Origin of the sequence: Microbacterium oleivorans (assembly GCF_001691565.1) — a bacterium.
GTDB lineage: Bacteria > Actinomycetota > Actinomycetes > Actinomycetales > Microbacteriaceae > Microbacterium > Microbacterium oleivorans_B.
In genome coordinates this window covers 502,697-528,668 of record NZ_MAYO01000003.1, presented here as the reverse complement: position 1 = coordinate 528,668, position 25,972 = coordinate 502,697, and the positions used below count along the sequence as shown (strand labels likewise).

Annotated in this window: 21 protein-coding genes; 13 read left to right on the top strand and 8 right to left on the bottom strand. The window is 68.8% G+C overall.

The features are described 5' to 3' along the window. Nucleotides 1–3 precede the first annotated feature (3 nt). Together BBA86_RS05320 and BBA86_RS05315 are read left to right on the top strand one after the other, a co-directional pair. Entirely contained in the window at nt 4–1,017 is a 1,014-nt protein-coding gene (locus BBA86_RS05320; protein WP_223247031.1) for a sugar-transfer associated ATP-grasp domain-containing protein, read from the top strand. Nucleotides 1,018–1,041: 24 nt separating this feature from the next. Then, on the top strand, nt 1,042–2,055 hold the full coding sequence (locus BBA86_RS05315; protein WP_065570618.1) for a sugar-transfer associated ATP-grasp domain-containing protein: 1,014 nt from the start codon (nt 1,042–1,044) through the stop codon (nt 2,053–2,055). A gap of 94 nt (nt 2,056–2,149) precedes the next feature. On the opposite strand, the gene BBA86_RS05310 is transcribed toward BBA86_RS05315, so the two are convergent. Beyond that, nucleotides 2,150–2,371, bottom strand: coding sequence for a hypothetical protein (locus BBA86_RS05310; RefSeq protein ID WP_065570617.1), 222 nt, complete (start codon nt 2,369–2,371; stop codon nt 2,150–2,152). Nucleotides 2,372–2,574: 203 nt separating this feature from the next. Between BBA86_RS05310 and BBA86_RS05305 the strand changes: the two genes are divergently transcribed. Further along, nucleotides 2,575–4,647 carry a DNA topoisomerase IV subunit B gene (locus tag BBA86_RS05305; protein WP_065570616.1) on the top strand — a complete coding sequence of 691 codons (2,073 nt, stop codon included), beginning with the start codon at nt 2,575–2,577 and terminating at the stop codon, nt 4,645–4,647. 25 nt (nt 4,648–4,672) lie between these two features. Beyond that, nucleotides 4,673–4,921 carry a DUF4287 domain-containing protein gene (locus BBA86_RS05300; protein ID WP_065570615.1) on the top strand — a complete coding sequence of 83 codons (249 nt, stop codon included), beginning with the start codon at nt 4,673–4,675 and terminating at the stop codon, nt 4,919–4,921. Nucleotides 4,922–4,927: 6 nt separating this feature from the next. Here the strand turns inward: BBA86_RS05300 and BBA86_RS05295 are convergent, their stop codons facing one another. Beyond that, complete coding sequence (locus BBA86_RS05295) at nt 4,928–7,381, bottom strand: DNA topoisomerase (ATP-hydrolyzing) subunit A (RefSeq protein ID WP_065570614.1); 2,454 nt, start codon at nt 7,379–7,381, stop codon at nt 4,928–4,930. Nucleotides 7,382–7,475: 94 nt separating this feature from the next. On the opposite strand from BBA86_RS05295, the gene BBA86_RS05290 reads away from it, so the two are divergent. Beyond that, on the top strand, nt 7,476–8,588 hold the full coding sequence (locus BBA86_RS05290; RefSeq protein ID WP_065570613.1) for an alkaline phosphatase family protein: 1,113 nt from the start codon (nt 7,476–7,478) through the stop codon (nt 8,586–8,588). Nucleotides 8,589–8,590: 2 nt separating this feature from the next. Here BBA86_RS05290 and sepH read toward each other — a convergent pair whose 3' ends face one another. Next, a complete protein-coding gene (gene sepH, locus BBA86_RS05285) occupies nt 8,591–9,619 on the bottom strand; it encodes a septation protein SepH (protein ID WP_065570612.1) in 1,029 nt (342 codons plus the stop codon). Nucleotides 9,620–9,837: 218 nt separating this feature from the next. Here sepH and BBA86_RS05280 point away from each other — a divergent pair, with 218 nt between their 5' ends. Then, entirely contained in the window at nt 9,838–10,131 is a 294-nt protein-coding gene (locus BBA86_RS05280) for a DUF4193 domain-containing protein (RefSeq protein WP_018186686.1), read from the top strand. Nucleotides 10,132–10,143: 12 nt separating this feature from the next. On the opposite strand, the gene BBA86_RS05275 is transcribed toward BBA86_RS05280, so the two are convergent. Next, nucleotides 10,144–10,614 carry a DUF3093 domain-containing protein gene (locus BBA86_RS05275; RefSeq protein ID WP_065570611.1) on the bottom strand — a complete coding sequence of 157 codons (471 nt, stop codon included), beginning with the start codon at nt 10,612–10,614 and terminating at the stop codon, nt 10,144–10,146. Between the two features lie 12 nt (nt 10,615–10,626). Here BBA86_RS05275 and dut point away from each other — a divergent pair, with 12 nt between their 5' ends. The 7 genes from dut to pepN all read left to right on the top strand — a co-directional run bounded on the left by dut (nt 10,627) and on the right by pepN (nt 20,706). After that, the gene (gene dut, locus BBA86_RS05270; protein ID WP_189318423.1) at nt 10,627–11,076 is read left to right on the top strand and encodes a dUTP diphosphatase; all 450 of its coding nucleotides are present in this window, start codon (nt 10,627–10,629) and stop codon (nt 11,074–11,076) included. Further along, on the top strand, nt 11,073–11,657 hold the full coding sequence (locus tag BBA86_RS05265; protein ID WP_065570609.1) for a DUF3710 domain-containing protein: 585 nt from the start codon (nt 11,073–11,075) through the stop codon (nt 11,655–11,657). Before dut ends, BBA86_RS05265 begins: the two co-directional genes overlap by 4 nt. Then, on the top strand, nt 11,654–12,430 hold the full coding sequence (locus BBA86_RS05260; protein WP_065570608.1) for a DUF3159 domain-containing protein: 777 nt from the start codon (nt 11,654–11,656) through the stop codon (nt 12,428–12,430). Before BBA86_RS05265 ends, BBA86_RS05260 begins: the two co-directional genes overlap by 4 nt. A 42-nt stretch (nt 12,431–12,472) precedes the next feature. Next, nucleotides 12,473–13,114, top strand: coding sequence for an LON peptidase substrate-binding domain-containing protein (locus BBA86_RS05255; RefSeq protein ID WP_065570607.1), 642 nt, complete (start codon nt 12,473–12,475; stop codon nt 13,112–13,114). 149 nt (nt 13,115–13,263) lie between these two features. Next, nucleotides 13,264–16,128: an aconitate hydratase gene (locus BBA86_RS05250; protein ID WP_065570606.1), complete on the top strand. Its 2,865-nt coding sequence runs from the start codon at nt 13,264–13,266 to the stop codon at nt 16,126–16,128. Nucleotides 16,129–16,201: 73 nt separating this feature from the next. After that, nucleotides 16,202–18,169, top strand: a complete 1,968-nt coding sequence (dxs, locus tag BBA86_RS05245; protein ID WP_065570605.1) for a 1-deoxy-D-xylulose-5-phosphate synthase — start codon at nt 16,202–16,204, stop codon at nt 18,167–18,169. 20 nt (nt 18,170–18,189) lie between these two features. Beyond that, nucleotides 18,190–20,706: an aminopeptidase N gene (gene pepN, locus BBA86_RS05240; RefSeq protein WP_065570604.1), complete on the top strand. Its 2,517-nt coding sequence runs from the start codon at nt 18,190–18,192 to the stop codon at nt 20,704–20,706. Between the two features lie 55 nt (nt 20,707–20,761). Here pepN and BBA86_RS05235 read toward each other — a convergent pair whose 3' ends face one another. From BBA86_RS05235 to BBA86_RS05220, 4 genes are all read right to left on the bottom strand, one after another. Then, on the bottom strand, nt 20,762–22,903 hold the full coding sequence (locus BBA86_RS05235; RefSeq protein WP_065570603.1) for a 3-hydroxyacyl-CoA dehydrogenase NAD-binding domain-containing protein: 2,142 nt from the start codon (nt 22,901–22,903) through the stop codon (nt 20,762–20,764). An 11-nt stretch (nt 22,904–22,914) separates the two neighbouring features. After that, nucleotides 22,915–24,120 (bottom strand): thiolase family protein, encoded by a 1,206-nt coding sequence (locus BBA86_RS05230; protein WP_065570602.1) that lies wholly within the window; start codon nt 24,118–24,120, stop codon nt 22,915–22,917. A gap of 72 nt (nt 24,121–24,192) precedes the next feature. Next, a complete protein-coding gene (locus BBA86_RS05225) occupies nt 24,193–25,389 on the bottom strand; it encodes a ribonuclease D (protein ID WP_065570601.1) in 1,197 nt (398 codons plus the stop codon). Then, on the bottom strand, nt 25,382–25,963 hold the full coding sequence (locus BBA86_RS05220; RefSeq protein ID WP_065570600.1) for a DUF3000 domain-containing protein: 582 nt from the start codon (nt 25,961–25,963) through the stop codon (nt 25,382–25,384). The genes BBA86_RS05225 and BBA86_RS05220 overlap by 8 nt, the downstream gene beginning before the upstream one ends. Between the last annotated feature and the right edge of the window lie 9 nt (nt 25,964–25,972).

The window sequence follows — 25,972 nt, the reverse complement described above, 5'->3', positions numbered from 1 at the left end:
GCCGTGAACAGGCTCTACCGTCGCGGACGCTTCTTCGTGAAGCGGGTCGTCAACTTCGACACCGACCGGGTGCTGCAGTTCGCCCGCCAGTCCGCGCGGCTCTCGAAGGCGCCGCTGTGGTGGGTCGTGGCCGACATGGCGTGGTGCTCGGTGCGCTACGAGACCACCTTCGAGAACTACTCGGAGTGGGACTTCCGCATCCTCAAGGGGCGCGAGCGCAAGACCTACATGACCGACCCGAAGTCGTTCCACCTGTCGCGACGTCTCAACGACAACGCGCAGCGGGCCATCTTCGATGACAAGCTCCAGTTCGCGACGCGGTTCGGTCCGGAGCTCGGCCGCGAGTGGATCGATCTCGATGAGACGGATGCCGCGACCTTCGCCGACTTCGTGGGGCGGCATCCGCGCATCATCGCGAAGAACCCGGGCGGTGTCGGAGGGAACGGGATCACGCTGATCGACTCGGCGGAGATCGGCGACACCGCCGCGTTCCGCGAGCGTCTTCTCGCCGACAGGCAGAACCTGGTCGAGGAAGTACTGGTCCAGCACCCCGACATGGCCGCGCTCTACCCGGGCAGCGTCAACTCGCTCCGGATGGTGTCGTACCTCGACCCCGACGGTGAGGTGCACGTCCTTGCGGGCGTCCTGAAGATCGGCAACGGCGGGGTCATCGACAACTTCAGCAACGGCGGCATGTACACGATGCTCGACGAGCAGGGCCGCGCCCTTCACGCCGCCAGCGACGAGGAGGGGCGTCCGTTCGCGGAACACCCTGCCACCGGTACGCCCATCACGGGCTTCCAGGTCCCGCTGTACGACGAGGTCCTGGCACTGGTGGACCGGCTCGCGCGGCGTGTGCCCGCGTTCCCGTACATCGGGTGGGACATCGCCATCACGCCCGAGGGTCCGGTCGTCATCGAGGGCAACCACAACTCGGGTGTGTTCCAGTCGAAGCCGTCCGTCTCCGGCATCCGCCGTGGCCTGCTGCCCCGGTACCGCGCCGCGATGCGTTTCTGACCGACCCGAACCGAAGGGACCGCCATGCGCCGCATCCGCGTCCGCCTGCAGTACCTGATCCGACGCGCGCGGAGGATCCGACCGGGCAACCTCGTCGAGTTCGCGCGCACCGTGCAGCGCGTGTCGAAGGCACCCCTGCCGGTGATCATCGCCGACATGCTGTGGTGCTCGCTGCGCTACGACATGGCGTTCCGCGACTACGCGGTCTGGGACATCCGCCTGCTGAACGCACGGGAGCGGAAGACCTGGATGACGCACCCCAAGTCGTTCCGGATCACGAAGATGTACAACACCCCCGAGGGGCGTTCGAAGCTCGAGGACAAGCGCCGCTTCGCCCGCGAGTACGCGGACCTCCTCGGCCGCGAGACGATCGACCTCCGCGACGTCGACGACACCCAGTTGGCGGCCTTCCTCGCCCGGCATCCGTGCGTCCTCGCGAAGCCGAACGAGGGGCACGGCGGCGGCGGCATCGACTTGCACGAGGTGGCGCCGGACGTCGATGCGGCACGTTTCCGCGCCGAGGTCACGGCGAAGGGGCAGACCGTCCTCGACGAGTTCATCGTCCAGCATCCCGAGATGTCTGCGCTGTACCCCGAGGCCGTCAACACCGTCCGCCTCATCACCTTCCTCGACACGGAAGACCGCGTCCACTTGCTCGCCGCGGTCCTCCGCATCGGCAACGGCGACGTGATCGACAACTTCGCCTCGGGCGGCATGTTCACGATGCTCGACGACGACGGCGTCGCCATGTATCCGGGCGTCGACAAGAACAGCAACGTCTACAGCGAGCACCCGGTCACCGGCACCCCGATCGTCGGATTCCAGGTGCCGGAGTACAGCCGCGTCCTCGATCTCGTCGCCGCCCTCGCACGCCGCACGCCCGAAGCGCCGTACGTGGGGTGGGACATCGCGATCACCCCGGCCGGCCCGGTCGTCATCGAGGGAAACCACAACTCGAGCGTCTTCCAACCGAAGCCCTCGGCATCGGGCGTCCGTACGGGTCTGCTGCCGGTGTACCAGGCCGCCGTCGGGTTCTGACCGGATCTGCCTGGGCCCGGGCCCGGGCCCGAGCGCAACGCGAAAGCCCCCTGCACGATGCAGGGGGCTTTCGTCGTGATCGGGATGCCGCGGCTCAGACCGTTTCGGTGAGGCGGGCGGTCTCGTCGTGCCACGAGGTGGCGACGGCGCGGAGCTTCTCCTCATACTTACGTCCGTGGTGGGCGCAGAACAGGAGTTCGCTCCCGTTGACCTCTGCGGCGATGTAGGCCTGGGCTCCGCAGGAGTCGCAGCGATCCATCGCCGTCAGGCGGTGTTCGAGGACGGCTCCAGGCTCGGTGGTGGTCGACGTGCTCATGTCAGGTGCCTCCTCGTACTGCTCATGACGGGTGAACTGTCATGTCATACAACCACGGGGATGTTGCACGTATGCCGCCATTGCGTGACATTTCGCTGTGCGCGTACGGTATGCGTCCGCTGCGTCCGCTGCGTCCGCCGACCTCCCGACCGCTCGTGTGTCGATCGGCGGTGTGTCGGCGACGCCGAATACGATGGGAGATCGTGACCGCCGAGTATTCCGCCCATCATCTCCAGGTCCTGGAAGGGCTCGAAGCCGTGCGCAAGCGGCCGGGCATGTACATCGGCTCGACGGATTCCCGCGGTCTCATGCACTGCCTCTGGGAGATCATCGACAACTCGGTCGACGAGGCTCTCGGTGGCCACGGCGATCGCATCGAGATCCTGCTCTACGCCGACGGCAGCGTCGAGGTCCGCGACCGTGCCCGCGGCATCCCGGTCGACATCGAGCCCCGCACGGGGTTGACGGGTGTCGAGGTCGTCTTCACCAAGCTGCATGCCGGTGGCAAGTTCGGCGGGGGATCGTACGCCGCATCCGGCGGTCTCCACGGTGTCGGTGCGTCCGTCGTGAACGCCCTGTCAGAGCGACTCGACGTCGAAGTCGACCGCGGCGGCAAGACCTACTCGATGTCGTTCCACCGCGGTGAGCCCGGACTGTTCGACGGTGACGGCCCCGCGTCGTCGTTCCGTCCCTTCGAGAAGTCCAGCGAGCTCAGAGTCGTCGGCAAGGCGCCTCGCGGCGTCACAGGCAGTCGCATCCGCTATTGGGCCGACCGGCAGATCTTCACGAAGGATGCCGCCTTCGATCTGAGCGAGCTCGAGCAACGTGCGCGGCAGACGGCGTTCCTCGTCCCGGGACTCGAGATCGTCATCGTCGATCGGCGGGCCGACGAAGAGGTCGAGACGAGCTTCCGCTACGACGGCGGCATCTCCGAGTTCGCGGAATTCCTCGCGCCCGACGCACCCATCACCGACACCTGGCGTCTGTCGGGCACCGGTACGTTCACCGAAACGGTTCCCGTCCTGCAGGCTTCGGGTGCCATGGTGCCCACGGAGGTGGAGCGGGAGTGCGAGGTCGACATCGCACTGCGATGGGGGACCGGGTACGAGACGGTCGCCCGTTCGTTCGTGAACATCATCGCGACGCCCAAGGGCGGCACGCACCAGCAGGGGTTCGAGCAGGGGCTGATGAAGACCCTCCGCGGCCAGATCGAGTCGAACGCACGGAAGCTCAAGGTCGGCGCGAACGAGAAGATCGAGAAGGACGACATCCTCGCCGGGCTCTCGACCGTGCTCACCGTGCGTCTCCCCGAACCACAGTTCGAGGGACAGACGAAGGAGATCCTCGGAACGCCCGCCGTCCGCAACATCGTGGCATCCGTCGTCTCGAAGCAGCTCGCCGCGAAGTTCGCATCTGCGAAGCGCGACGACAAGGCTCAGACGGCCCTCCTGCTCGAGAAGGTCGTCTCGGAGATGAAGGCGCGCATCTCGGCGCGTACGCACAAGGAGACGCAGCGCCGCAAGAACGCGCTCGAGTCGTCCTCGCTTCCGACCAAGCTGGCCGACTGCCGCACGAACGATGTGGCCGAGTCCGAGCTGTTCATCGTCGAGGGCGACTCCGCTCTCGGCACCGCGAAGCTCGCGCGCAACAGCGAGTACCAGGCTCTGCTGCCGATCCGCGGCAAGATCCTCAACGTGCAGAAGGCATCGATCAGCGACATGCTGTCGAACGCCGAGTGCGCGGCGATCATCCAGGTGATCGGCGCAGGGTCGGGGCGATCCTTCGACCTCGAGGCCGCCCGCTACGGCAAGATCATCCTGATGAGCGACGCTGACGTCGACGGCGCTCACATCCGCACGCTGCTGCTGACCCTGTTCTTCCGCTACATGCGACCGCTGATCGAAGAGGGCCGCGTGTACGCCGCCGTCCCACCGCTGCACCGGGTCGTCGTCATGAACCCCGGCACCAAGCCGAACGAGACGATCTACACCTACAGCGAGCAGGAGCTGCACACACTCCTGGCGAAGCTCACGAAGTCCGGCAAGCGGTGGCAGGAACCGGTCCAGCGCTACAAGGGGCTCGGGGAGATGGATGCCGATCAGCTCGCCACCACGACGATGGACCGTGCAGGACGCACCCTCCGCCGCGTCCGCGTGCAGGACGCGGAGGTCGCCTCGACGGTCTTCGAACTCCTGATGGGCTCCGAGGTCGCGCCGCGTCGCGACTTCATCGTCACCTCGAGTGAGCGGCTCGACCGCGAGCGCATCGACGCCTGACGACGGCGGCACTAGCGTGACGCGTATGGAAGCCCACCGCGTCGTCGCGCCCGTCATCGCCCCGGGCGAGAAGCCGAAAGGCCCCGCGTCCTATTTCCCGAGCATCGAGAAGACGTACGGTCAGCCGGTGCAGCGCTGGCTCGACATCGCCGCCGACGCGCTCGACACCCGCACCCACATGGAGACCGTCGCCGTCCTGAAGAACGAGCACGGGCTCGGGCACGGTCACGCGAATGCGATCGTCGCCTACGTCAAAGCGAAGCTGGACGGCTGACGACCCTCAGCCGACGACGGTGCCTATGGCGCCGACGGCGGCGTCGAGGGCCTGGCCCGAGGCATCCCGCTTAGCTCCGGCGTCCGGCAACGGGCGGACTGCGCCGTCCAGACCGACGGCGCGCGGGGCGTCGCCGATCCAGGCGACGAGAAGAGCATCCTCCCAGCGGAGGAAGCGCTGAGCGCGCACACCGCCGGTCGCGCGGCCCTTGGACGGGAACTCCGAGAACAGCGAGACCTTCGCCGATCCCGGGTCGGTCCCCGGCAGTGCAGCGCTGGCGCCGGCGACCGTCGCCACGACCGTCTCGTCCGTGGCGGTGACCGCCGCGAAAGCGATGACGCGGGCACCGTCCGAAAGTCGGATGCCGGCCATGCCACCGGCGGAGCGGCCCTGAGGGCGGACGGTCGAAGCGTCGAAGCGCAGCAGCTGGGCGTCACTCGAGATGAAGACGAGTTCGCTGCCGTCGGCGGCGAGAGCGGCCCCCACGACCGTGTCGCCGGGTTTCAAGGAGATGATCTCGACGTCCGGCTTGCCCGGGGGGAGCTCGGTGGCGGAGACGCGTTTGACGACGCCCTGTGCGGTCCCGAGCGCGATCGGCGCGTCGGTCGTCAGCGGAACGACGGTCACGACGTGCTCCGTCGGGGCGAGGCCGAGGTACTGGTCCGCGCGCGTGCCGGCCGCCAGTTGCACCGAATTCGCCGGTACGGACGGCAGGTCGACGGGGGTGAACCGGACCAGGCGGCCGAGCGTCGTCACCGCCCCGAGGTCGCCTCTCGTCGTTCCATCGACCGCGGCGCGGATCGCGTCGTGCTTCGAGCGACGCGCCGGAGGGACGACACCGCCGCCGGGCGCGTCGGCGATGAGCTCCGCCCGCACCATACGGCCCGTCGCCGACAGATAGACACGGCACGGCGCGTCGGCGATCTGGAGGTCCGCCGGCGCGGCGGCGCGGCCGCGCGGGGCGACGGGCCCGCCGTTCATGAGGAGCGTCCGACGCGGCGTACCGAAGGCCTCGGACGCGGCATCCAACTCGGTCGCAACCTGGCGACGGAGGAGGACGTCGCTGCCGAGGAGCTCTTCGAGCGCGGCGATGTCGGCCTTCAGCGTGTTCTGCTCGGCCTCGAGCTCGACGCGCGAGAACTTCGTGAGGCGCCGGAGGCGGAGTTCCAGGATGTACTCGGCCTGCCGCTGCGACAGGTCGAAGACGTCCATGAGGCGCATGCGAGCCTGCTCGCTGTCGTCCGAGGTGCGGATGACCTGGATGACCTCGTCGATGTCGAGGATCGCGATGAGAAGGCCCTCGACGAGGTGAAGGCGCTCCTGCTTGCGGGCGAGACGGAAGCGGCTGCGCCGTGTCACGACCTGGATGCGGTGATCCAGATAGACGCGCAGCAGCTCCTTGAGCCCGAGGGTCTGCGGCTGGCCGCCGACCAGGGCGACGTTGTTGATGCCGAACGAGTCCTCGAGGGGGGTGAGGCGGTACAGCTGCTCGAGGACGGCGTTCGGGTCGAAGCCCGTCTTGATGCCGATCACGAGGCGCAGGCCGTTGTTGCGGTCCGTGAGGTCGGTGAGGTCGGAGATGCCGGTGAGCTTCTTGGATGAGACGGCGTCGCGGATCTTCTCCATGACGCGCTCCGGTCCCACCATGTAGGGCAGTTCCGTGACGACGATGCCGGTGCGGCGCGGTCCGAGCGGCTCGATCGACGTCTTCGCGCGAGTGCGGAACGTGCCGCGGCCGGTCTGGTAGGCCTCCTTGATGCCATCGAGTCCGACGATGACGCCGCCGCCCGGGAGGTCCGGCCCCGGGACGAACTCCATGAGCTCCTCGAGGGTCGCGCCGGGGTTCTCGAGCAGGTGGATCGCCGCCGAGACGACCTCGATGAGGTTGTGCGGCGCCATGTTGGTCGCCATGCCGACGGCGATGCCCGTCGCGCCGTTGACCAGCAGGTTCGGGAACGCCGCCGAGAGCACCTCGGGCTGCTGGAACTGACCGTCGTAGTTCGGGATGAAGTCGACGACGTCCTCGTCGAGGTTCTCCGTCAGAGCCAGAGCGGATGCCGCGAGCCGGGCCTCGGTGTAGCGGGCGGCCGCCGGGCCGTCGTCGAGAGAGCCGAAGTTGCCGTGTCCGTCCACGAGCGGGACCCGCAGGGCGAAGTCCTGAGCGAGGCGGACGAGCGCGTCGTAGATCGCGGAGTCGCCGTGCGGGTGAAGCTTGCCCATCACGTCGCCGACGACGCGCGCACTCTTCACGTGGCCTCGGTCGGGACGCAGGCCCATCTCGGACATCTGGAAGAGGATGCGGCGCTGCACGGGCTTGAGGCCGTCGCGGGCGTCCGGCAGGGCCCGCGAATAGATCACCGAGTAGGCGTACTCCAGGAACGAGCCCTGCATCTCGTCAGCGAGGTCGACGTCCTCGATGCGTTCAACAGCGGGCGGGGGAGGGGGAGTGCGCGATGCCATGGCCTCGATCGGTCTTCGGGAGATGCTGCGAGGGGCCAGAGACGGCGGCGGAGCACCGTGTGGAAGACTGACCCGGGTGTCTCTCAGCCTACCCGTGGACCCGCCGTCAGCCCGGAGCCTCACCGGTGTCGTGCCGCAGATCCTGGCCTCCCTCGAGGGGCGCGGGGACTGGTTCCCGTCGGCTCGGTCGGCCGTCGTGCTGGTGGTCGACGGTCTCGGTCGCGCGAACCTGACGGCTCGCGCGGGGTACGCCCGCTTCCTGACCGCACGGATGACGAAGCGGGATGCCGCCCGCACCGTCTTCCCCTCGACGACCGCGGTGGCCCTCGCGAGTCTCCTCACCGGCGAGATGCCCGGCCGGCACGGCCTCGTCGGCTACCGGGTCCGCATCCCCGGGACCGCCCTGGCGCCGAATCAGCTCAAGGGGTGGGAGACCGACGGGCTGGACCCGCTGACCTGGCAGCGATCCGTCCCCCTCCTCGAACGCGAGTCCGCCGCCGGGCGTCCGTGCTTCGTCGTCTCCCAGTCTCGGTACGCCGGGACCGGCTTCACGGCCGCCCTTCAGCGAGGTGCGGAGTTCATCGGCGCCGCCTCGATCTCCGAGCGCGTGGAACGCGCCGCGGACCTCGCGCTCCGGCATCCCGGGGCTCTCGTCTACGCCTACGTGCCCGAGCTCGATACGATCGCCCACGCGCGGGGATGGGAGAGCGACGAGTGGGCCGCCGGTCTCGAGCGGGTGGACGGGGCGGCACGGGATCTGGATACCGCCATCGGCTCTCACGCCGGGGCGATCCTCACCGCGGACCACGGCATCGTCGACGTCCCGCGGCAGCGTCAGATCCTGCTCCGCGACGGCGACCCGCTCGTGGACGGCGTGAGCATCATCGGAGGCGAGCCGCGCATGCTCCACCTCTATGCCGATGACGGCAGAGCGGCGGAGGTGGCGGAACGGTGGCGGGATGCCGAGGCCTCCCGCTCCTGGGTGATGTCTCGGGAGCAGGCGGTGGACGCCGGGCTGTTCGGCGCGTCGCCCGACCCGGAGGTCGTGCCGCGTATCGGCGATGTCCTCGTCGCCGCTCGCTCAGCTGTGGCCTACTACGACGACAGAGAGGCCGACAAGAAGCCGCAGAACATGATCGGCCAGCACGGCTCGCTCACCGATCAGGAGCGCATCGTCCCGCTGGTGCGACTCGGCGCGTTCGGCTGAACTCAGCCGTCCTCGGTACGAGCGCCGAAGACGATCTCGTCCCAGGAGGGCATCGAGGTGCGACCGCGTCGGCGGCTCTGCTCGGCGGGAGGCTCCGCGGCGGCCTCGGGCTCGACGGTCTCCGGCTCTGACGTCGCCGCCGGCTCAGTCTCGGCTTCCGGAGCGTCGAAAAGTGCCACGGGGGTCGATGAACGTTCGCCGCCGGGCTCGCCGGGCATGGGTTCGCGCTGTCCACGGCGACGACGGAGCGCCTCGAGGAGGTCGGCCGTCTCCGCAGAAGTGACGGGAGCGTCCGGCGCGCGCTTGATCGCAGCCTGCTGCACCGCGGCGGAGGATGCCGGGCGAGCGTCGGGCGTCTCGAGGTCGGCCTCCGGTTCGGTCACCGCACGAGGACCGAATGCGCCGGAGTCGAACCGTGAGGCATCCTTCTGCGGCGCCGAATCGAGCGCGCGCAGGCGGGGGATGAGCCCCTCCGGCAGCGAGCCCTGCCGCGACAGCTGCGTGGCATCGGAATTCTGCGGGGCCAGGGACGAACGGCGGGGGTCGAACGACCAGCGAGCGTCGTGCTCGACCTCGCCCACCGTGAACTCGAGCTTCACGGTCCAGCCGTTCTGGTCCTTCCAGCTCGTCCACCGTTCGCCGGTGGCGCCGGCTTCGGCGAGTTTGGCGCGGACGGCGTTCCCGAACGTCGGCTGCGCGCCCGGATCGAGTTCGCCGCCGATGAGTACCGTCACCGCGAGGGCCTGGCCCACGATGTGCTCGCGCTCGGCCAGGACGGGCCCCTCGAAGCGCTGCACGTCCTCGACGCGCACTCCGAGGAGCTGCGCGACGTCCTCCGCGGTCATACCGGCGCGGATGTGGGACTGGATGTCACGCGGGTTCGGCCGCGTCGTGCGGGGCTCGGCCTCCCGCTGCAGGCGCCGGAGCTGGGCGCGCAGCGCCTCGTCCACGGCGAGGGAGAATCGGTCGCCGGCGTCGGTCGCGAGCATCAGGCGACCGTCTTCGGTACCGATCACTTTGAGCTGTTCCATGCGGACGTCCTCCAGATCCAGCGGGTGCGTTCATGGTGTCACGGCGAACCGTGGAGAGCGGGAATATCCGGGGCGTGCCGCGAGTTTGCGGTGGGGCACCTCCGAAAGGCGGCGACGACTCGACGGCTCATTTGCGATTCACCGACAGGTGATGCAAACTATGGCCGCCCGAACGGGCCGCCCCCACAGCACCACCCCGAAAGTTGAGACGTTCTCGAATGGCCACGGATTACGACGCCCCCCGCAAGACCGAAGACGACAGCGAGTCGATCGAGGCTCTCAAGGAACGCGTCCCGGACAAGATGTCCGGCTCGGTCGACGTCGAGGACTCCGACAACCCCAGCGGTTTCGAGCTTCCCGGCGCCGACCTCTCCGACGTCGACCTCGACGTCGTCGTCCTTCCCCCGCAGGAGGATGAGTTCACCTGCGTCGAGTGCTTCCTGGTGAAGCACCGGACCCAGATCGACCACCAGACCTCGATCGGTGCGATCTGCACCGAGTGCGCCGCGTAAGCAGCGCCGATATCAGCGACCCCGCTGCGCGCGGGTGATCATCGCCGCCACCCGGTCAGGGGTGCGGGACGAGAACACCCAGCGTGCCGTGGGGTCGTCGTCGTCTGCGACGGGGACGCGCACGACACCGTCGATCCCGCCCCGGAGCAGGTGCCAGTCGTCGCGGCGGAGGCCGCCGCCCCGGGCGGCCCGGGCTTCCTCGCCCGTCAGCACCTCGGGTTCACCGAGGTCGGCGACGGGGATGTGGGCCCGCCCGACCCCGAGGATCCCGTCCGCGAGCGTCACCACGGGAGCGGTCAGGATCAGTGACGCCACCAGGACGATGCCGACCGCCAACCCGATGACGAGGGCGAGGGTCGTGTCGATCGGAGAGAACACCACGGCCGCCATGGGTGCGCAGACCGCCGCGCTCACCAGGAGCCACAGCGACGGGCTCAGCCGCTCGCGGTAAATGGAGGGGACGGTGCGCTCGGGGTTGTGCATTAGCCTCGGGGGGTGATGGATACCGTGGACGTTCCCATTATCTCGGCTCATGTGCCCGTCTACGCGCACCCGGGCGACGCCGGCGCCGACCTCGTCTCCACAGAACAGGTCCGTCTGGCCCCCGGTCAGCGCGCTCTCATCGGCACGGGAGTGCGCATCGCCCTGCCCGACGGCTACGTCGCCTTCGTCGTCCCGCGCAGCGGTCTCGCCGCAAAGCACGGCATCACCGTGGTCAATTCGCCGGGGACGGTCGACGCCGGGTACCGGGGCGAGATCAAGGTGACGCTGTTGAACACGGATGCCGCGGAGCACTTCGACATCGCTCCGGGCGACCGGATCGCCCAGCTCATCGTGATGCCCGTCTCGCGGGCGACTTTCCTTCCCGTCGACGCGCTTCCCGACAGCGTGCGCGGCGACGGGGGATTCGGATCCACCGGCTACACGACAGGAACAACCGCATGAGCGACGAGCTCGCACCCAAGTCGGCACCGAGCGATCGGGCCGAGAACGGCCCCTTCGACGAGGCGGAGGCGAACGCCGTACGTCCCTACATCGACCTCGGCGGAGTCAAGGTCCTCCCTCGGGAAGGTCTCAACCTCCGTCTCGAAGTCGAAGAGCAGACGAAGCGCATCGTGGCCGTCGGACTCGACTACGCGGGATCGACCCTGCAGGTCCAGCCCTTCGCGGCGCCCCGCTCCAGCGGGCTGTGGGAGGAGACGCGGGAGCAGATCCGTCAGCAGGTCCGTCAGCAGGGCGGGCGCGTCGAGGAGCGGGAGGGGCCGCTGGGTCCCGAGCTGCTTGCCGAGGTCCCCGTGGCCGGCGCCGACGGCGCGGCGGGTAAGCGCCTCGCGCGCTTCGTCGGTGTCGACGGTCCACGCTGGTTCCTGCGCGGTGTCATCGGCGGAGCGGGCGCGAGCGACATCGCCGCAGCGGAGCAGGTCGAGGATCTGTTCCGCTCGATCGTCGTCGTCCGTGGCAACACCCCCATGCCGCCGCGCGACCTCATCCCCCTGAAGATGCCGGCGTCGCCCGGTGGCGCATGACCGCGTCGAAGGAGCGCCCGGAGCCCGGTGACACGCGGTCGAGGCACGATGATCTTGTACCGCCATCGGCGGGCGAGTCCGCGGCATCCGACCTCCTCGGCCAGGCTCTCGGAGGGGCGGCCAAGCGGGCCGGCCTGGATCCGCACGCGGACGCCACGACGGGTCATGTGGTCTGGCGTGCGATGGGCGGGTGGCGCGGGATCGCGGAGTCGGTCCTGCCCGGTCTCGTCTTCGTGGTCCTGTTCACCGTCACGGGACAGGATCTCGTTGTGTCGCTGGTGGCGTCGGTCGGGCTGGCGGCCGTCTTCACGGTCATCCGACTGATCCAGCGCTCGCCCGTGGCGGCGGCCTTCGGCGGTCTGGTGGCCACCGGTGCCGCAGCGGCCCTCGCCCTGTTCACAGGCCGCGGCGTCGACAACTTCGTCCCGGGGCTCATCACCAACGCCGCCTACGGCACCGCTTTCCTCGTGTCGGCACTCGTCGGCTGGTCGCTGATCGGGCTGGCTGTCGGCTTCTTGATGAACGAGGGCACGGCGTGGCGAGCCGATCGGCGCAAGCGCCGGGTCTTCTTCTGGCTCGCGATCGCGTGGGCCGCGCTCTTCTTCGCACGGCTGGCGGTTCAACTGCCGTTGTACCTCGCCGATCAGACGGCGGCGCTCGGCACGCTGAAGCTCATCATGGGACTCCCGCTCTTCGCACCGATGGTGGCCGTCACGTGGCTGGCGGTCAGAGCGCTCTACCCCCGACGCGCCGCGCGACCCGACGAGACCTGACAGCCCGCCCGGCGCACTTCGCCGAGTGGTTGACTGGGCCGCATGGACGCCGTTCCCATGTTTCCCCTCGGCAGCGTGCTGTTCCCGCACACGCCGTTGGCGCTTCGGGTGTTCGAGCCGCGGTACCTGACGATGATGGGTCGTCTTCTGGATGCCGAGGATCCCTCTTTCGGTGTCGTCCTCATCGAGCGGGGATGGGAGTCGGGGGGAGGAGACGAGCGCAGTTCGCTCGGCACGATGGCGAGGATCGTCCGGATCGAGGCAGGCGCCGCGGATCTGTTCGTCATCGCGGTCGGCGGGGACCGGATCGCGGTCGATCGGTGGAGGGACGATGATCCGCATCCGATCGCAGACATTACGACGCTGGAACCGCTGACGTGGGACGACGACCTCCTGCCGCTGCGCCGCGAGGCGGAACGGGTCGTGCGCCGTGTCGCGACCCTCGCAGCGGTGCTCGAGGAGGCGCGGTGGGATCCCGACACGGAGGTCTCGGACGACCCCGTGGAGTCCTCGTGGCAGCTCACCGCGATGGCGCCGCTGAGCGAGTACGACCGGTTCCGGCTGCTCGGCGCGACGACGCTCAGCGAGCTCTTGTCGAAACTCATCGACCTGTGTCTCCAAGAGGAACCGGTCCTCGTCGCACGAGCGGCGGATGCCGCCGACACGGACATCGACGACGGCTGAGTCCGCGTCGCCGGGCGAAGTGAGGTATCTTGATATCAAGATAAATTTCGCCCGCCGGGGTAAGGCGGACCTCACTAGTCACCGGGACCGGGCAGGGCGAAGATGGGAGGGCCGGCTGACGCCGCGCCCGCCGACGAAGGAGAGCACACGTGTCCACTGTTGACAGCTTCGGTGCCAAGAGCACACTCACAGTCGGCGACACCGACTACGAGATCTTCCGCATCGATACCGTTCCCGGTTTCGAGAAGCTTCCGTACAGCCTCAAGATCCTCCTCGAGAACCTGCTTCGCACCGAGGACGGTGCGAACGTCACCAAGGAGCAGATCGAGGCGCTCGGTAACTGGAACCCCGATGCCGAGCCCAACACCGAGATCCAGTTCACGCCGGCGCGCGTGGTCATGCAGGACTTCACCGGTGTCCCCTGCATCGTCGACCTCGCCACCATGCGCGAGGCCGTCACCGCCCTCGGCGGCGACCCGAGCAAGATCAACCCGCTGTCGCCGGCCGAGATGGTCATCGACCACTCGGTGATCGCCGATCTCTTCGGATCCGACAACGCCCTCGAGCGCAACGTCGAGATCGAATACGAGCGCAACGGTGAGCGCTACCAGTTCCTCCGCTGGGGCCAGACCGCGTTCGACGACTTCAAGGTCGTTCCCCCGGGGACCGGCATCGTCCACCAGGTGAACATCGAGCACCTCGCCAAGGTCATCTACGACCGCGAGGTCGGCGGTGTCCTGCGCGCCTACCCCGACACCTGTGTCGGCACCGACTCGCACACCACGATGGTCAACGGCCTCGGTGTGCTCGGCTGGGGCGTCGGCGGTATCGAGGCCGAGGCGGCCATGCTCGGCCAGCCCGTCTCGATGCTCATCCCGCGCGTCGTCGGCTTCAAGCTCACGGGCGAGATCCCCGCCGGCGTGACCGCGACCGACGTCGTCCTCACGATCACCGACATGCTGCGTAAGCACGGCGTCGTCGGCAAGTTCGTCGAGTTCTACGGCGAGGGCGTCGCCCAGGTACCGCTGGCCAACCGCGCCACCATCGGCAACATGAGCCCCGAGTTCGGTTCGACCGCGGCGATGTTCCCCGTCGACGACGTGACCCTCGACTACCTGCGTCTCACGGGTCGCGACGAGCAGACCGTCGCCCTCGTCGAGGCGTACGCCAAGGCCCAGTCGCTGTGGCACGACGCCTCGCGCGAGCTCAGCTTCAGCGAGTTCATGGAGCTCGACCTGTCGACGGTGGTCCCCTCCATCGCAGGTCCCAAGCGTCCGCAGGACCGCATCCTCCTGTCCGAGGCGAAGAACCAGTTCGAGAAGGACATCCTCAACTACGCGGATGCCGCGGCCGAAGACTCCGTCGAGGTCGAAGGCACCTTCCCCGCGTCCGACCCGGGTTCCGCTCCGGGTGTCGAGCACGAGACGGTCTCGGCCGAGGGCGTCTCGCACCAGCACGAGCACGAGCACGTGCCCTCGATGATCTCCAGCGGCGCGCGCCATGCGGCATCCAAGCCCGTCAAGGTCACGACGCCCGAGGGCGAGTCCTACCTGCTCGACAACGGTGCGGTCACCCTCGCGGCCATCACCTCGTGCACCAACACGTCGAACCCGTCGGTCATGATCGCGGCGGGCCTGCTCGCCAAGAAGGCCGTCGACAAGGGTCTGAAGCGCAAGCCGTGGGTCAAGACGACGCTCGGCCCCGGCTCGAAGGTCGTCACCGACTACTACGAGAAGTCCGGACTCGACAAGGCGCTCGAGGGCCTCGACTTCTACACGGTCGGCTACGGCTGCACGATCTGCATCGGCAACTCCGGGCCGCTCATCGAAGAGGTCTCGGCAGCGATCAACGAGAACGACCTGGCCGTCACGGCCGTCCTCTCGGGCAACCGCAACTTCGAGGGCCGTATCAGCCCCGACGTGAAGATGAACTACCTGGCCTCGCCGCCGCTGGTCGTCGCCTACGCCCTCGCCGGGTCGATGAACTTCGACTTCGAGACCGATGCGCTCGGCAAGGACGCGGACGGCAACGAGGTGTTCCTGAAGGACATCTGGCCCTCGCCCGACGAGGTCCAGGAGGTCATCGACCACTCCATCTCGCGCGAGCAGTTCATCAAGCAGTACTCGACCGTCTTCGACGGCGACGAGCGCTGGCAGAACCTGCCGACGCCCACGGGTCCCATCTTCGAATGGGACGAGGAGTCGACGTACGTCCGCAAGGCCCCGTACTTCGACGGCATGGAGAGCACGCCGGCGCCCGTCACCGACATCTCCGGCGCGCGCGTCATGGCGACCCTGGGCGACTCGGTCACGACCGACCACATCAGCCCGGCCGGCAACATCAAGGCCGGCACCCCGGCGGCTCAGTACCTCACCGAGCACGGTGTGGCGCAGAAGGACTTCAACTCCTACGGCTCGCGTCGAGGGAACCACGAGGTCATGATCCGCGGCACGTTCGCGAACATCCGCCTGAAGAACGAGATCGTCGCCGCGGTCAACGACGGCAAGGTCGTCGAGGGCGGCTTCACCCGTGACTTCACGCAGCCCGGGGGCCCGCAGTCGTACATCTACGACGCGAGCCAGAACTACCAGGCGCAGGGCACCCCGCTCGTCGTCTTCGGCGGCAAGGAGTACGGCTCCGGTTCGTCGCGCGACTGGGCGGCCAAGGGCACGAGCCTGCTGGGCGTCAAGGCGGTCATCACCGAGAGCTTCGAGCGCATCCACCGCTCGAACCTCATCGGCATGGGCGTCGTGCCGCTGCAGTTCCCCGCCGGTGAGAGCTGGAGCTCGCTCGGCCTCGACGGCACCGAGATCGTGTCGATCACGGGCCTCGAGCAGCTGAACGAAGGCGTCACGCCGAAGACGGTGAAGGTCGTCGCCGAGCCGAGCGAGTTCTCGCCCGAGGGCAAGCAGACCGTCGAGTTCGACGCGGTCGTCCGTATCGACACCCCCGGTGAGGCGGACTACTACCGCAACGGCGGCATCCTGCAGTACGTGCTGCGTTCGCTGGTCTGACCCGGTTGTCAAGAGGACCCCGGCTCCGCGTGGAGTCGGGGTCCTCTCGCATGCGGGCACGTAGACTCCTGTCATGAGTCTTCTCGAGGGAATTTCCGGTCCGCGCGACCTCGATCGGTTCTCGAGCGAGGAGCTCCACGTCCTCGCAGATGAGATCCGGACCTTCCTGGTCGAGAACGTCTCGCGCACCGGTGGACACCTCGGTCCGAACCTCGGCGTCGTCGAGCTGACGATCGCCCTGCACCGCGTCTTCGACTCCCCGAACGACCCCATCATCTTCGACACCGGTCACCAGTCCTACGTCCACAAGCTGCTCACCGGTCGTCAGGACTTCTCGAAGCTGCGCTCCCGCGGGGGGCTCGCCGGCTACCCGCAGCGCTCCGAGAGCCCGCACGACGTCGTCGAGTCCTCGCACGCCTCGAGCTCGCTCAGCTGGGCCGACGGGGTCTCCCGCGCCCTCACGGTGACCGGCCGCAAGGATCGCCACGTCGTCGCCGTCGTGGGCGACGGATCGCTGACCGGCGGGATGACGTGGGAAGCGCTCAACAACATCTCCGACGACAACGACCGCAACCTCGTCATCGTCGTCAACGACAACGGTCGCTCGTACGCGCCGACCATCGGCGGCATGGCGCGCTACCTCAACCGCGTCCGCACGGCCGACAGCTACAAGACACTGCGACAGAGTTCCGCGCACGTCTCCCGGCTGCTCGGACCCATCGGCCGCGCGGTCTACCGCGGCGTACGCGGCGGCACCCACGGTTTCCTGTCGCGCTTCACCAACAACGTGGCGCTGTACTCCAACCTCGACATCAAGTACCTCGGCCCCGTCGACGGACACGATCTGGATGCGATGGAGGAGACGCTCCGCCTCGCGAAGGAGTACGGCGCGCCCGTCATCGTGCACGCCATCACCGACAAGGGGCGCGGGTTCGAGCCGGCGCGGCGTGACGAGGCCGACCAGTTCCACGCGGTCGGCAAGATCGATCCGGTCACGGGGGAGCCGATCGGGTCCTCGGATGCCGTCGCCTGGACGGACGTCTTCTCCGAGGCGCTCGTGGCCGCCGGGGAGCGCCGGGACGACATCATCGCGATGACCGCTGCGATGCTGCGGCCCACGGGCCTGCAGGAGTTCGCGCAGCGGTTCCCGAAGCGGGTCTACGACGTCGGCATCGCCGAGCAGCACGCCGTCGCCTCGGCCGCGGGGCTCGCCTTCGGCGGGCTCCACCCCGTCGTGGCGATCTACGCCACCTTCATGAACCGTGCCTTCGACCAGGTCATGATGGACGTCGCCCTGCACAAGGCCGGGGTCACCTTCGTCCTCGACCGCTCAGGCGTCACCGGTCCCGACGGTCCCAGCCACCACGGCATCTGGGACCTCGCGATGCTCCAACTGGTGCCGGGAATCCGGATCGCCGCCCCCCGCGACGCCGAACGGCTCCGTGAGCTCTTCGACGAGGCGGTCACCGTCGAGGACGCCCCGACGGTGGTGCGCTTCCCGAAGGGATCGGTCCCCGACGCGCTCGACGCGGTCGAGCGTCTCGCGGACGGCTCGGACGTGCTGTATCGCAGCGGCGCGGAGGACGTCCTCATCGTGGGCATCGGACCGATGGCGCACATGGCGGTCGAGGTCGCCGAGCGGCTGCGGGCGCAGGGAATCGGCTCGACGGTCATCGACCCTCGGTGGGCCGTTCCCATCCGCCCTGCCGTCGTCGAGCTCGCGGCATCCCATCGCCTCGTGATCACGATCGAGGACGGCATCCGCGTCGGGGGTGTCGGGACGCGCGTGCGCCAGGTGCTGCGCGAAGCGGGGGTCTCGACGGCGGTCGACGAGCTGGGCCTCCCCGACGAGTTCATCGACCACGCGACCCGCGAGCAGATCCTGGTCGATGCCGGGCTGACGGCCTCGAAGATCGCGCAGGACGTCGTCGCACAGGTGCTCGGCACCCGCGTGCCCGTCGCCCGCCAGTCGACGGACGACGCGGTGTGGAAATCGCACGAGGTCGAACTGCGCGGTCCGACCGATGCGGGTTCCGACTGACCGCGTGACAGCATGGAGGGATGCAGACACGGCAGCATCCCGGTGATGAGAACCTGAGTCGAGAGGATGCCGCGGCTCGGGCATCCGTCATCGTCGTCGACACGATCGAGGTCGACCTCGACGTCCGGTCGGCCACCGATGCGTCACGCGAGGACTTCGCCACCCAGAGCACGCTGCGCTTCCGCGCGTCGTCCTCGGAGACCTGGGTCGACTTCCTCGGGGTCTCGGTCGAGGAGGTCGAGGTCAACGGTGCGCAGCATCCGGTGGACTGGGACGGCGCGCGGATCCGTCTCACCGGGCTCACCGAAGAGAACACGGTCCGTATCCGAGCGCGCGGTCGGTACAGCCGGTCGGGTGAGGGCCTCCATCGGTTCACCGACCCGGTCGACGGTGCGGTCTACCTCTACACGCAGTACGAACCGGCCGACAGCCGCCGCGTCTACCCCTGCTTCGAGCAGCCGGATCTCAAGGCGCGGTGGACTTTCCACATCACCGCCGCGGCGGACGGCGTCATCCTCTCCGGCGGCGCGGAGGTCGCCCGCGCGGAGGTCGAGGGCGGCGTGCGGGTGTCGTTCGCCGAGACGCCGCCGCTGTCGAGCTACGTCACCGCCGTCGCCGTCGGTCCCTACCACCGCGTCGATGGTGCCTGGCAGGGGGATCGCCAGAGCGTCGACCTCGGTGTGCTCGTCCGGGCATCCCTCGCTGAGCATCTCGACGCCGACGAGATCCTCGACATCACCCGCCGCGGGCTCGCCTTCTTCACGACAGCGTTCGATCAGGACTACCCGTGGGGCAAGTACGACCAGATCTTCGTCCCTGAATACAACCTCGGCGCGATGGAGAACCCCGGACTCGTCACTTTCACCGAGGCGTACGTCTTCCGCGGAGCAGCGACGGCCGCGCAGCGCGAGGCGCGGTCCAACACGATCCTCCACGAGATGGCGCACATGTGGTTCGGGGACCTCGTGACGATGCGGTGGTGGGACGATCTGTGGCTCAAGGAATCGTTCGCCGACTTCATGGGGACGCGTGCCAATGTGGCGACCGGACTCCACCCGGATGCCTGGGTCACGTTCGCGAGCCGGCGGAAGGGCTGGGCGTACGTCCAGGATCAGCTGCCGACGACGCACCCCATCGTCGCGGACATCCCCGACCTCGAGGCGGCCAAGCTCAACTTCGACGGCATCACCTACGCCAAGGGCGCCTCGGTGCTGAAGCAGCTCGTCGGGTTCGTGGGGGAGGACGCGTTCTTCCGCGGGGCGCAGCGGTACTTCGCGACGCACGCCTACGGCAACACGACCCTCGAAGACCTGCTGGCCGCGCTCGAGGACGCGTCGGGTCGCGACCTCCGGTCCTGGAGCGCGGCATGGCTCGAGACGACCGGGCTGCCGACGCTGACCGTCGAGCGCGGCCCTCTGGCGGTCGTGCAGGATGTCGTGCGACCGCATGCGGTCCGCGTCGGTCTGTGGGACGACGAGGCGGGCCGTCTCGTCGCGCGTGGCGACGTCGCCGTCGACCTGTTCGCTGAACGCACCGTCGTCGATGCGCCTGTCCTCCCCGACACGGCTCTGGTGATCGCCAACGTCGACGACCGCTCCTATGCCAAGGTGCGTCTCGATGACCCATCGCTCGCGGCCGTCACGGCGGGCCTCTCTTCCATGCCCGACGCGGTCGCCCGAGGCGTCGTCTGGGCAGCGCTGTGGAATGCGGTGCGGGACGGGGAACTCGCGGCATCCCGCTATCTCGAGATCGCGGCGGACCACGCCCCCCGCGAGTCGCACCCGGCATTGCTGAATGATGTGCTCGCTCACGCTGCCTTCGCGATCCGTCATTACGTGTCGGACGTCGAGCAGTCGTCGACCGCGTGGCTGGAGGGAGCTTGGCACGCCATGGCGACGGCGGACGCCGGGTCCGACGCGCAGCTCATCTGGGCACGAGCAGTGGGTGTGGCCGCCGAACTGTCCGGGGACCGCGCGGCCGAGATGTCGGCGATCCTGGCAGGGGAGGCACCGGCACCGGCGGGTCTCCCGCTCGATCCCGACCTCCGGTGGGGATGGCTCTTCGGTCTCGCTGCCTCCGGCCACGCGGATGCCACGCGGATCGACGCGGAAGCGAAGCGGGATGCGACCGCCTCGGGCCGCACGGCGCGTCTGGCAGCGCTCGCGGCCCGGCCGGAGGCATCCGTCCGTCGCGACGCGTGGCGGGCAGCATGGGACGACGAGACGTTGACGAACGACCACCTCGATGCCACCATCCGTGGCGCGCGAGCAGGGGACACCCGTGATCTCGTGGCAGAGTTCGACGTCGACTACTTCGAGCGGATCCTCCCGGCCTGGCGCTCTCGCAGCATCGAGATCGCCGCGCGTCTCGTGCGCGGCCTCTTCCCGGCCATGGACGACACCTCGGCGGTCGACGCGTGGCTCGACGCCCACACCGACTCACCCGGCTCGCTCCGACGCATCGTGATCGAGCAGCGCGACCACCTCGCGCGCGATCTCCGAGTTCGCGCGGCTCAGGCGCAGCTCACCCAGCACTGACGGACGCGAACGGCCCCCGGGGACACCCCGGGGGCCGTTCGCGTCTGTGCGTGCGTCAGACGATGCCGCGGATCGGCGGGTGGTGGAACGTGTCGCCGAAAACGCGTTCGCTGGCGCCCTCGCGGTCGAGGTACGGCGTGGCTCCGCCGTCGATGAACGGCCAGCCGGCGCCCAGGACGAGGCAGAGATCGATGTCCTCGACCTCGGGCACGACACCCTCGTCGAGCATGAGCTTGATCTCCTGCGCGAGGCCGTCCTGCACGCGGCGGAGGATCTCTCCGGCGGATGCCGGTGTCGATCCCGTCGCCTTCTTCGCGACCTTCTCGGCAGTCTTCGTGAACCCGGTCACGCGACCGCCCTTGTCCTTCTCGACGACCTCGTCCAGCGCGGCGAGCTCGTGGAAGTTCTCATTCGCGTAGAACCGGTCGGGGAAGGCACGGACCATCGTGTCCTGCACGTGTGCGGCGACCTTCCAGCCGACCAGGTCGATGAGCTGGAACGGTCCCATGGGCAGCCCGAGCGGCGCGAACGCCTTTTCGACGTCCACGACGGGCGTGCCCTCGTAGACGGCCCGGGCCGCCTCGCCCATCACCTTGGCGAGCAGGCGGTTCACGACGAACCCGGGTGCATCGGCGGTGAGTACCGCGTTCTTGCCGAGTCCCTTGGCGACGACGAACGCCGTCGAGAGGGCGGCGTCCGACGTCTGCGGCGTCTTCACGACCTCGATGAGAGGCATGACCGCGACCGGGTTGAAGAAGTGGAAGCCGACCAGACGCTCGGGGTGCGCGAGCTTCGCGCCGATCTCCTCGACCGACAGCGACGACGTGTTGGTCGCGAGGATGGCGTCGTCGGCCACGACGGCCTCGATCTCGGCGAAGACGGACTGCTTCACCCCGACCTCCTCGAAGACCGCCTCGATGACGAAGTCGCAGTCGGCGTACGCGGACTTGTCGGTCGTCCCGGTCACGAGGGCGCGCAGCTTGTTGGCAGTGTCGCCGTCGAGGCGGCCCTTCGCCTCGAGGGTGCCGATCTCGTCGTGGATGTACGCGACGCCCTTGTCGACGCGCGCCTGATCGAGGTCCGTGATCAGCACGGGCACCTGGAGCTTGCGCACGAACAGCAGTGCGAACTGGCTGGCCATGAGGCCCGCGCCGATGACGCCCACCTTCGTGACCTTCTTCGCGAGCGCCTTGTCGGGCGCACCGACGGGACGCTTCGCCCGCTTCTGCACCAGGTCGAACGCGTACATGGACGCCGCGAACTGATCGCCCGTCACGAGTGAGGCGAGTGCCTCGTCCTCGCGCGCGAACCCCTCCGCCTTCGTGCCGCTCTTGGCCTTGTCGAGCAGGTCGAGCGCGACGTAAGGGGATCGGGGCACCGTCCCGATCTTCGACTCGAGCATCCCGCGGGCCAGTTTGATCGCGATGGGCCACTTGGTGAGTCGCTCGATCTTCCCGGGGGCGTTCCTGCGCTCGACCTTGACGGTCCCGCCGAGCACGCCGTCGGCCCACCGCAGCGACGACTCGAGGTAGCTCGACGCGGGGAAGATGGCGTCCATGATCCCGAGGTCGAAGGCCTGTTGCGGCTTCAGGACGCGGTTCTGCTTCAGCGGGTTCGAGATGACGACCTCGAGGGCGTTCTCGATGCCGATCAGGTTCGGCAGGAGGTAAGCGCCGCCCCAGCCGGGGATGATCCCGAGGAAGACCTCCGGCAGCGCGATCGCGGCGGCGGAGGCATCCACGGTCCGATAGGTGGAGTTGAGGGCGATCTCCAGGCCACCGCCCAGGGCGAGCCCGTTCACGAAGGCGAACGACGGGACCCCGAGGTCGGACAGCTTGCCCAGTACGTGGTGACCGAGCTGCGCGATCAGTCGCGCGTTCTCGACGGAGCCGACGTTGCTGACCTCGCTGAGGTCGGCGCCGGCGGCGAGGATGTACTGCTTGCCCGTGATGCCGACGGCCTGGATCTCGCCGGCGCGCGCCCGAGCGGCGAGGGTGTCGAGGGTGGCGCCCAGGGCGGTCAACGTCGCAGGCCCCAGCGTGTTGGGACGGGTGTGATCGCGGCCGTTGTCCAGCGTGATCAGGGCGAGCACCTTGCCGCTGGCGAGAGTGACGTCGCGCACCGGCGAGTTCGTCACGACCTCGCTGTCGGAAAGCGCGAGCAGGGGCGAGAAGTCGATCTGGTCGTAGTTCGTCATCGTCGGCGGCCTCACTTCTTCTTCTTGCCGTTGTAGTGCGGGTTCTCCCAGATGACGGAGCCGCCCTGGCCGAGTCCCACGCACATGGCCGTGAGGCCGTAGCGAACGTCGGGGCGCTCGGCGAAGTGGGCCGCCAGCTGGATCATGAGACGGACGCCGGATGCCGCGAGCGGGTGCCCGAGCGCGATCGCACCGCCCCAGGGGTTGACGCGCGGGTCGTCGTCGGCGATGCCGAAGTGGTCGAGGAGCGAGATGACCTGCACGGCGAACGCCTCGTTCAGTTCGAAGAGGCCGATGTCGTCGATGGTCAGGCCCGCCTTCTTCAGGGCCTTCTCCGTGGAGGGGATGGGTCCGATGCCCATGATCTCGGGCTGGACGCCCGCGAACGCGAACGAGACGAGCCGCATCTTGGGGGCGAGCCCCAGCTCCTTGACGGCACCGCCGCCGGCGAGCAGCGACATCGTCGCCCCGTCGGTGAGCGGCGACGAGGTGCCGGCCGTGACCCGTCCGTGCGGACGGAACGGCGTCTTCAGTGCGGCGAGGGCGGCCATCGTCGTCTGCGGGCGCCGGCCTTCGTCCTCGGTCGCGAGGCCCCAGGCCCCGGCGGCATCCTTCACCGCGACGGACACGAGGTCGGGCTGGAATTTGCCCGCTTCGTAGGCTGCCTGCGCCTTGTGCTGGCTGAGCATGCCGAAGCGGTCGGACCGCTCCTTCGTGAGCTGCGGGTAGCGGTCGAAGATGCGCTCAGCCGTGACGCCCATGTTCAGCGCACCGGGATCGACCATCTTCTCGGCGACGAATCGCGGGTTCGGGTCGGCGTTGCCGCCGATCGGATAGTGGCCCATGTGCTCCACACCCCCCGCGAGGGCGACGTCGTACATGCCGACGCCGATCGATGCCGCCATCGTCGTCACGCTCGTCATGGCGCCCGCGCACATGCGGTCGATGGCGAAGCCCGGAACGGTCTGGGGGAGCCCTGCGAGGATTGCCACCGATCGACCGAGGGTCAGTCCCTGCTCGCCGGTCTGGCTCGTCGCGGCGATCGCGACGTCGTCGACCCGCTCAGCCGGAACACCGGGGTTCCGCTCCATCAGACCGATCGTCGCCTTCACGGCGAGGTCATCGGCGCGGGTGTTCCAATACATGCCCTTCTCGCCGGCGCGCCCGAACGGGGTGCGCATTCCGTCGACGAAATAGACGTCCGAAAGCTCGGCCACACTGCCTCCAAAGATTGGGTTCCCACCCAGCCTAGAGAGGCCCGTAAGCCGCGAAAATCGGTTGGTTCGAACCTACGAAGCGGGCTCGGATGCCGCGTCGGGGCTCTGCACGGAATCGACAAACGCCGCGGCGATCACCTGTGCGGTCTGTTCAATCTGCCAGGCGCGCGCACCGAGGTCGGTCAGCGCTTCGCCGACCGACTCCGCCGTGACCTCGGCGGGAGGATTCCAGGCGACACGACGCAGGAGATCGGGCGTGAGGAGGTTCTCGGTCGGCATGCCCAGTTCTTCGGCACGCGCATCGACGAGAGGCTTGGCGGTCTTCAGCCGCGCATCGGCCGCGGGGTTGCGATCCGCCCAGGCACGCGGCGGCGGCATCCCGTCGCCGGGACCGCGCTCGGAGGGAAGCGCGGGGTCGGCGCGCCCCGCCTCGATCGCGGCCCACCAACGGTCGAGCTGGCTGCGGCTCGCGCGACCGGTGAAGTCCTTGACCCGTGCAAGATCCTGCTTCGAGGCGGGATCGGCGATGACGGCGGCGACGAGGGAACGGTCGGGAACGAGCCGCCCCGGAGAGACGTCCTCTTCGCGGGCGTACTCCTCCCGCGCCGTCCACAGCGCCCGGGCCACGGCCAACGCGCGACGACCGCGGACGGTGTGCAGTCCGCTCAGGCGACGCCACGGCTCTTCGCGAGCGGGTTTGGGTGCGCGAGTGCGCACGGCCTCGAACTCCTCGTCGGCGATGGCGACCTTGTCCTGTGCCACCAGCTCCGCCGCGAGGGCGTCGCGGACGTCGATCAGGTGCAGCACATCGAGCGCGGCGTACTCGAGCCATCCCTGCGGCAGGGGCCGCGTCGACCAATCCGCTGCGGAGTGGGCCTTGGCGAGAGTGATTCCCAGCGTCTGCTCGACCACCGCTCCCAAACCGACGCGCTCATGCCCGAGGAGGCGGGCTGCGAGTTCGGTGTCGAAGATCCGGGGCGGCTCGAGGCCTGCCTCGCGGAGAGACGGCAGATCCTGGCTCGCGGCGTGGAGCACCCACTCCTCGTCGCCGATCGCCGCCTGCAGCGCCGACAGAGCGCCGATCGCCGGGGGGTCGAAGAGGACCACCTCGCTCCCGCGCCGGTACACCTGGATCAGGTAGGCGCGTTGCGAGTACCGGAACCCGGATGCCCGCTCCACATCGACGGCGACGGGACCGTGCCCGGCTGCCAGGCGCGACGCTGCGGCCGCCGCCGTTTCCTGATCGGCGATGACCTCGTATTCAGCCACGTGTACTCCGCTGCCCGCCGAACACGGCGATGTTCTCCGAACCCGGGGGAAGACCTGCCAACATGCAGACCAACTCGCCCCAGGCATCCATATGACTGGCGAGGTCTCCCTCGGGGGACCACGATGCGCGGAGCTCGATCTGCGCACCGTCGCCCTCCGCGGCCAGCGTTCCGAACCCCTTCGAGAGGGTCTTCGTCGCTGTGCCGGATGCCGCATGGAACGTCGCTCCGCGTGCGGCGAGGGCGTCGACCAGCCAAGACCAGGCTACGTCCGCCAGGAGGGGATCGGTGCCGATCTCCGGCTCGAGCGGTGCCTGCGCGAAACAGACGATCCGCCAGGGACCGCCCCAGGCATCCGGTTCGGACTCGTCGTGGAGGATGACGATGCGTCCCGTGCCGTACATCGACTCGCCGTCGTCCTCGGGACGCACGTCTCCGGCGAAGGCGATGGCGTCGGGGGCGAGCGAGGACGGTGCGGCGATCTCGCGCACCACAAAGTCGTCGCGGAAACGCAGGCCGCGCAGCTCGTCGCCGACGGCGAGGAATTCCGGCGTCCCGGACGGGGGTTCGGTCACGGCGACAGA

Coding starts and splice junctions, on each gene's coding strand:
- BBA86_RS05315 (WP_065570618.1), top strand. CDS start 1,042: ATGCGCCGCATCCGCGTCCGCCTGCAGTACCTGATCCGACGCGCGCGG.
- BBA86_RS05310 (WP_065570617.1), bottom strand. CDS start 2,371: ATGAGCACGTCGACCACCACCGAGCCTGGAGCCGTCCTCGAACACCGC.
- BBA86_RS05300 (WP_065570615.1), top strand. CDS start 4,673: ATGGAAGCCCACCGCGTCGTCGCGCCCGTCATCGCCCCGGGCGAGAAG.
- BBA86_RS05295 (WP_065570614.1), bottom strand. CDS start 7,381: ATGGCATCGCGCACTCCCCCTCCCCCGCCCGCTGTTGAACGCATCGAG.
- sepH (WP_065570612.1), bottom strand. CDS start 9,619: ATGGAACAGCTCAAAGTGATCGGTACCGAAGACGGTCGCCTGATGCTC.
- BBA86_RS05280 (WP_018186686.1), top strand. CDS start 9,838: ATGGCCACGGATTACGACGCCCCCCGCAAGACCGAAGACGACAGCGAG.
- BBA86_RS05275 (WP_065570611.1), bottom strand. CDS start 10,614: ATGCACAACCCCGAGCGCACCGTCCCCTCCATTTACCGCGAGCGGCTG.
- BBA86_RS05265 (WP_065570609.1), top strand. CDS start 11,073: ATGAGCGACGAGCTCGCACCCAAGTCGGCACCGAGCGATCGGGCCGAG.
- BBA86_RS05260 (WP_065570608.1), top strand. CDS start 11,654: ATGACCGCGTCGAAGGAGCGCCCGGAGCCCGGTGACACGCGGTCGAGG.
- BBA86_RS05255 (WP_065570607.1), top strand. CDS start 12,473: ATGGACGCCGTTCCCATGTTTCCCCTCGGCAGCGTGCTGTTCCCGCAC.
- dxs (WP_065570605.1), top strand. CDS start 16,202: ATGAGTCTTCTCGAGGGAATTTCCGGTCCGCGCGACCTCGATCGGTTC.
- pepN (WP_065570604.1), top strand. CDS start 18,190: ATGCAGACACGGCAGCATCCCGGTGATGAGAACCTGAGTCGAGAGGAT.
- BBA86_RS05235 (WP_065570603.1), bottom strand. CDS start 22,903: ATGACGAACTACGACCAGATCGACTTCTCGCCCCTGCTCGCGCTTTCC.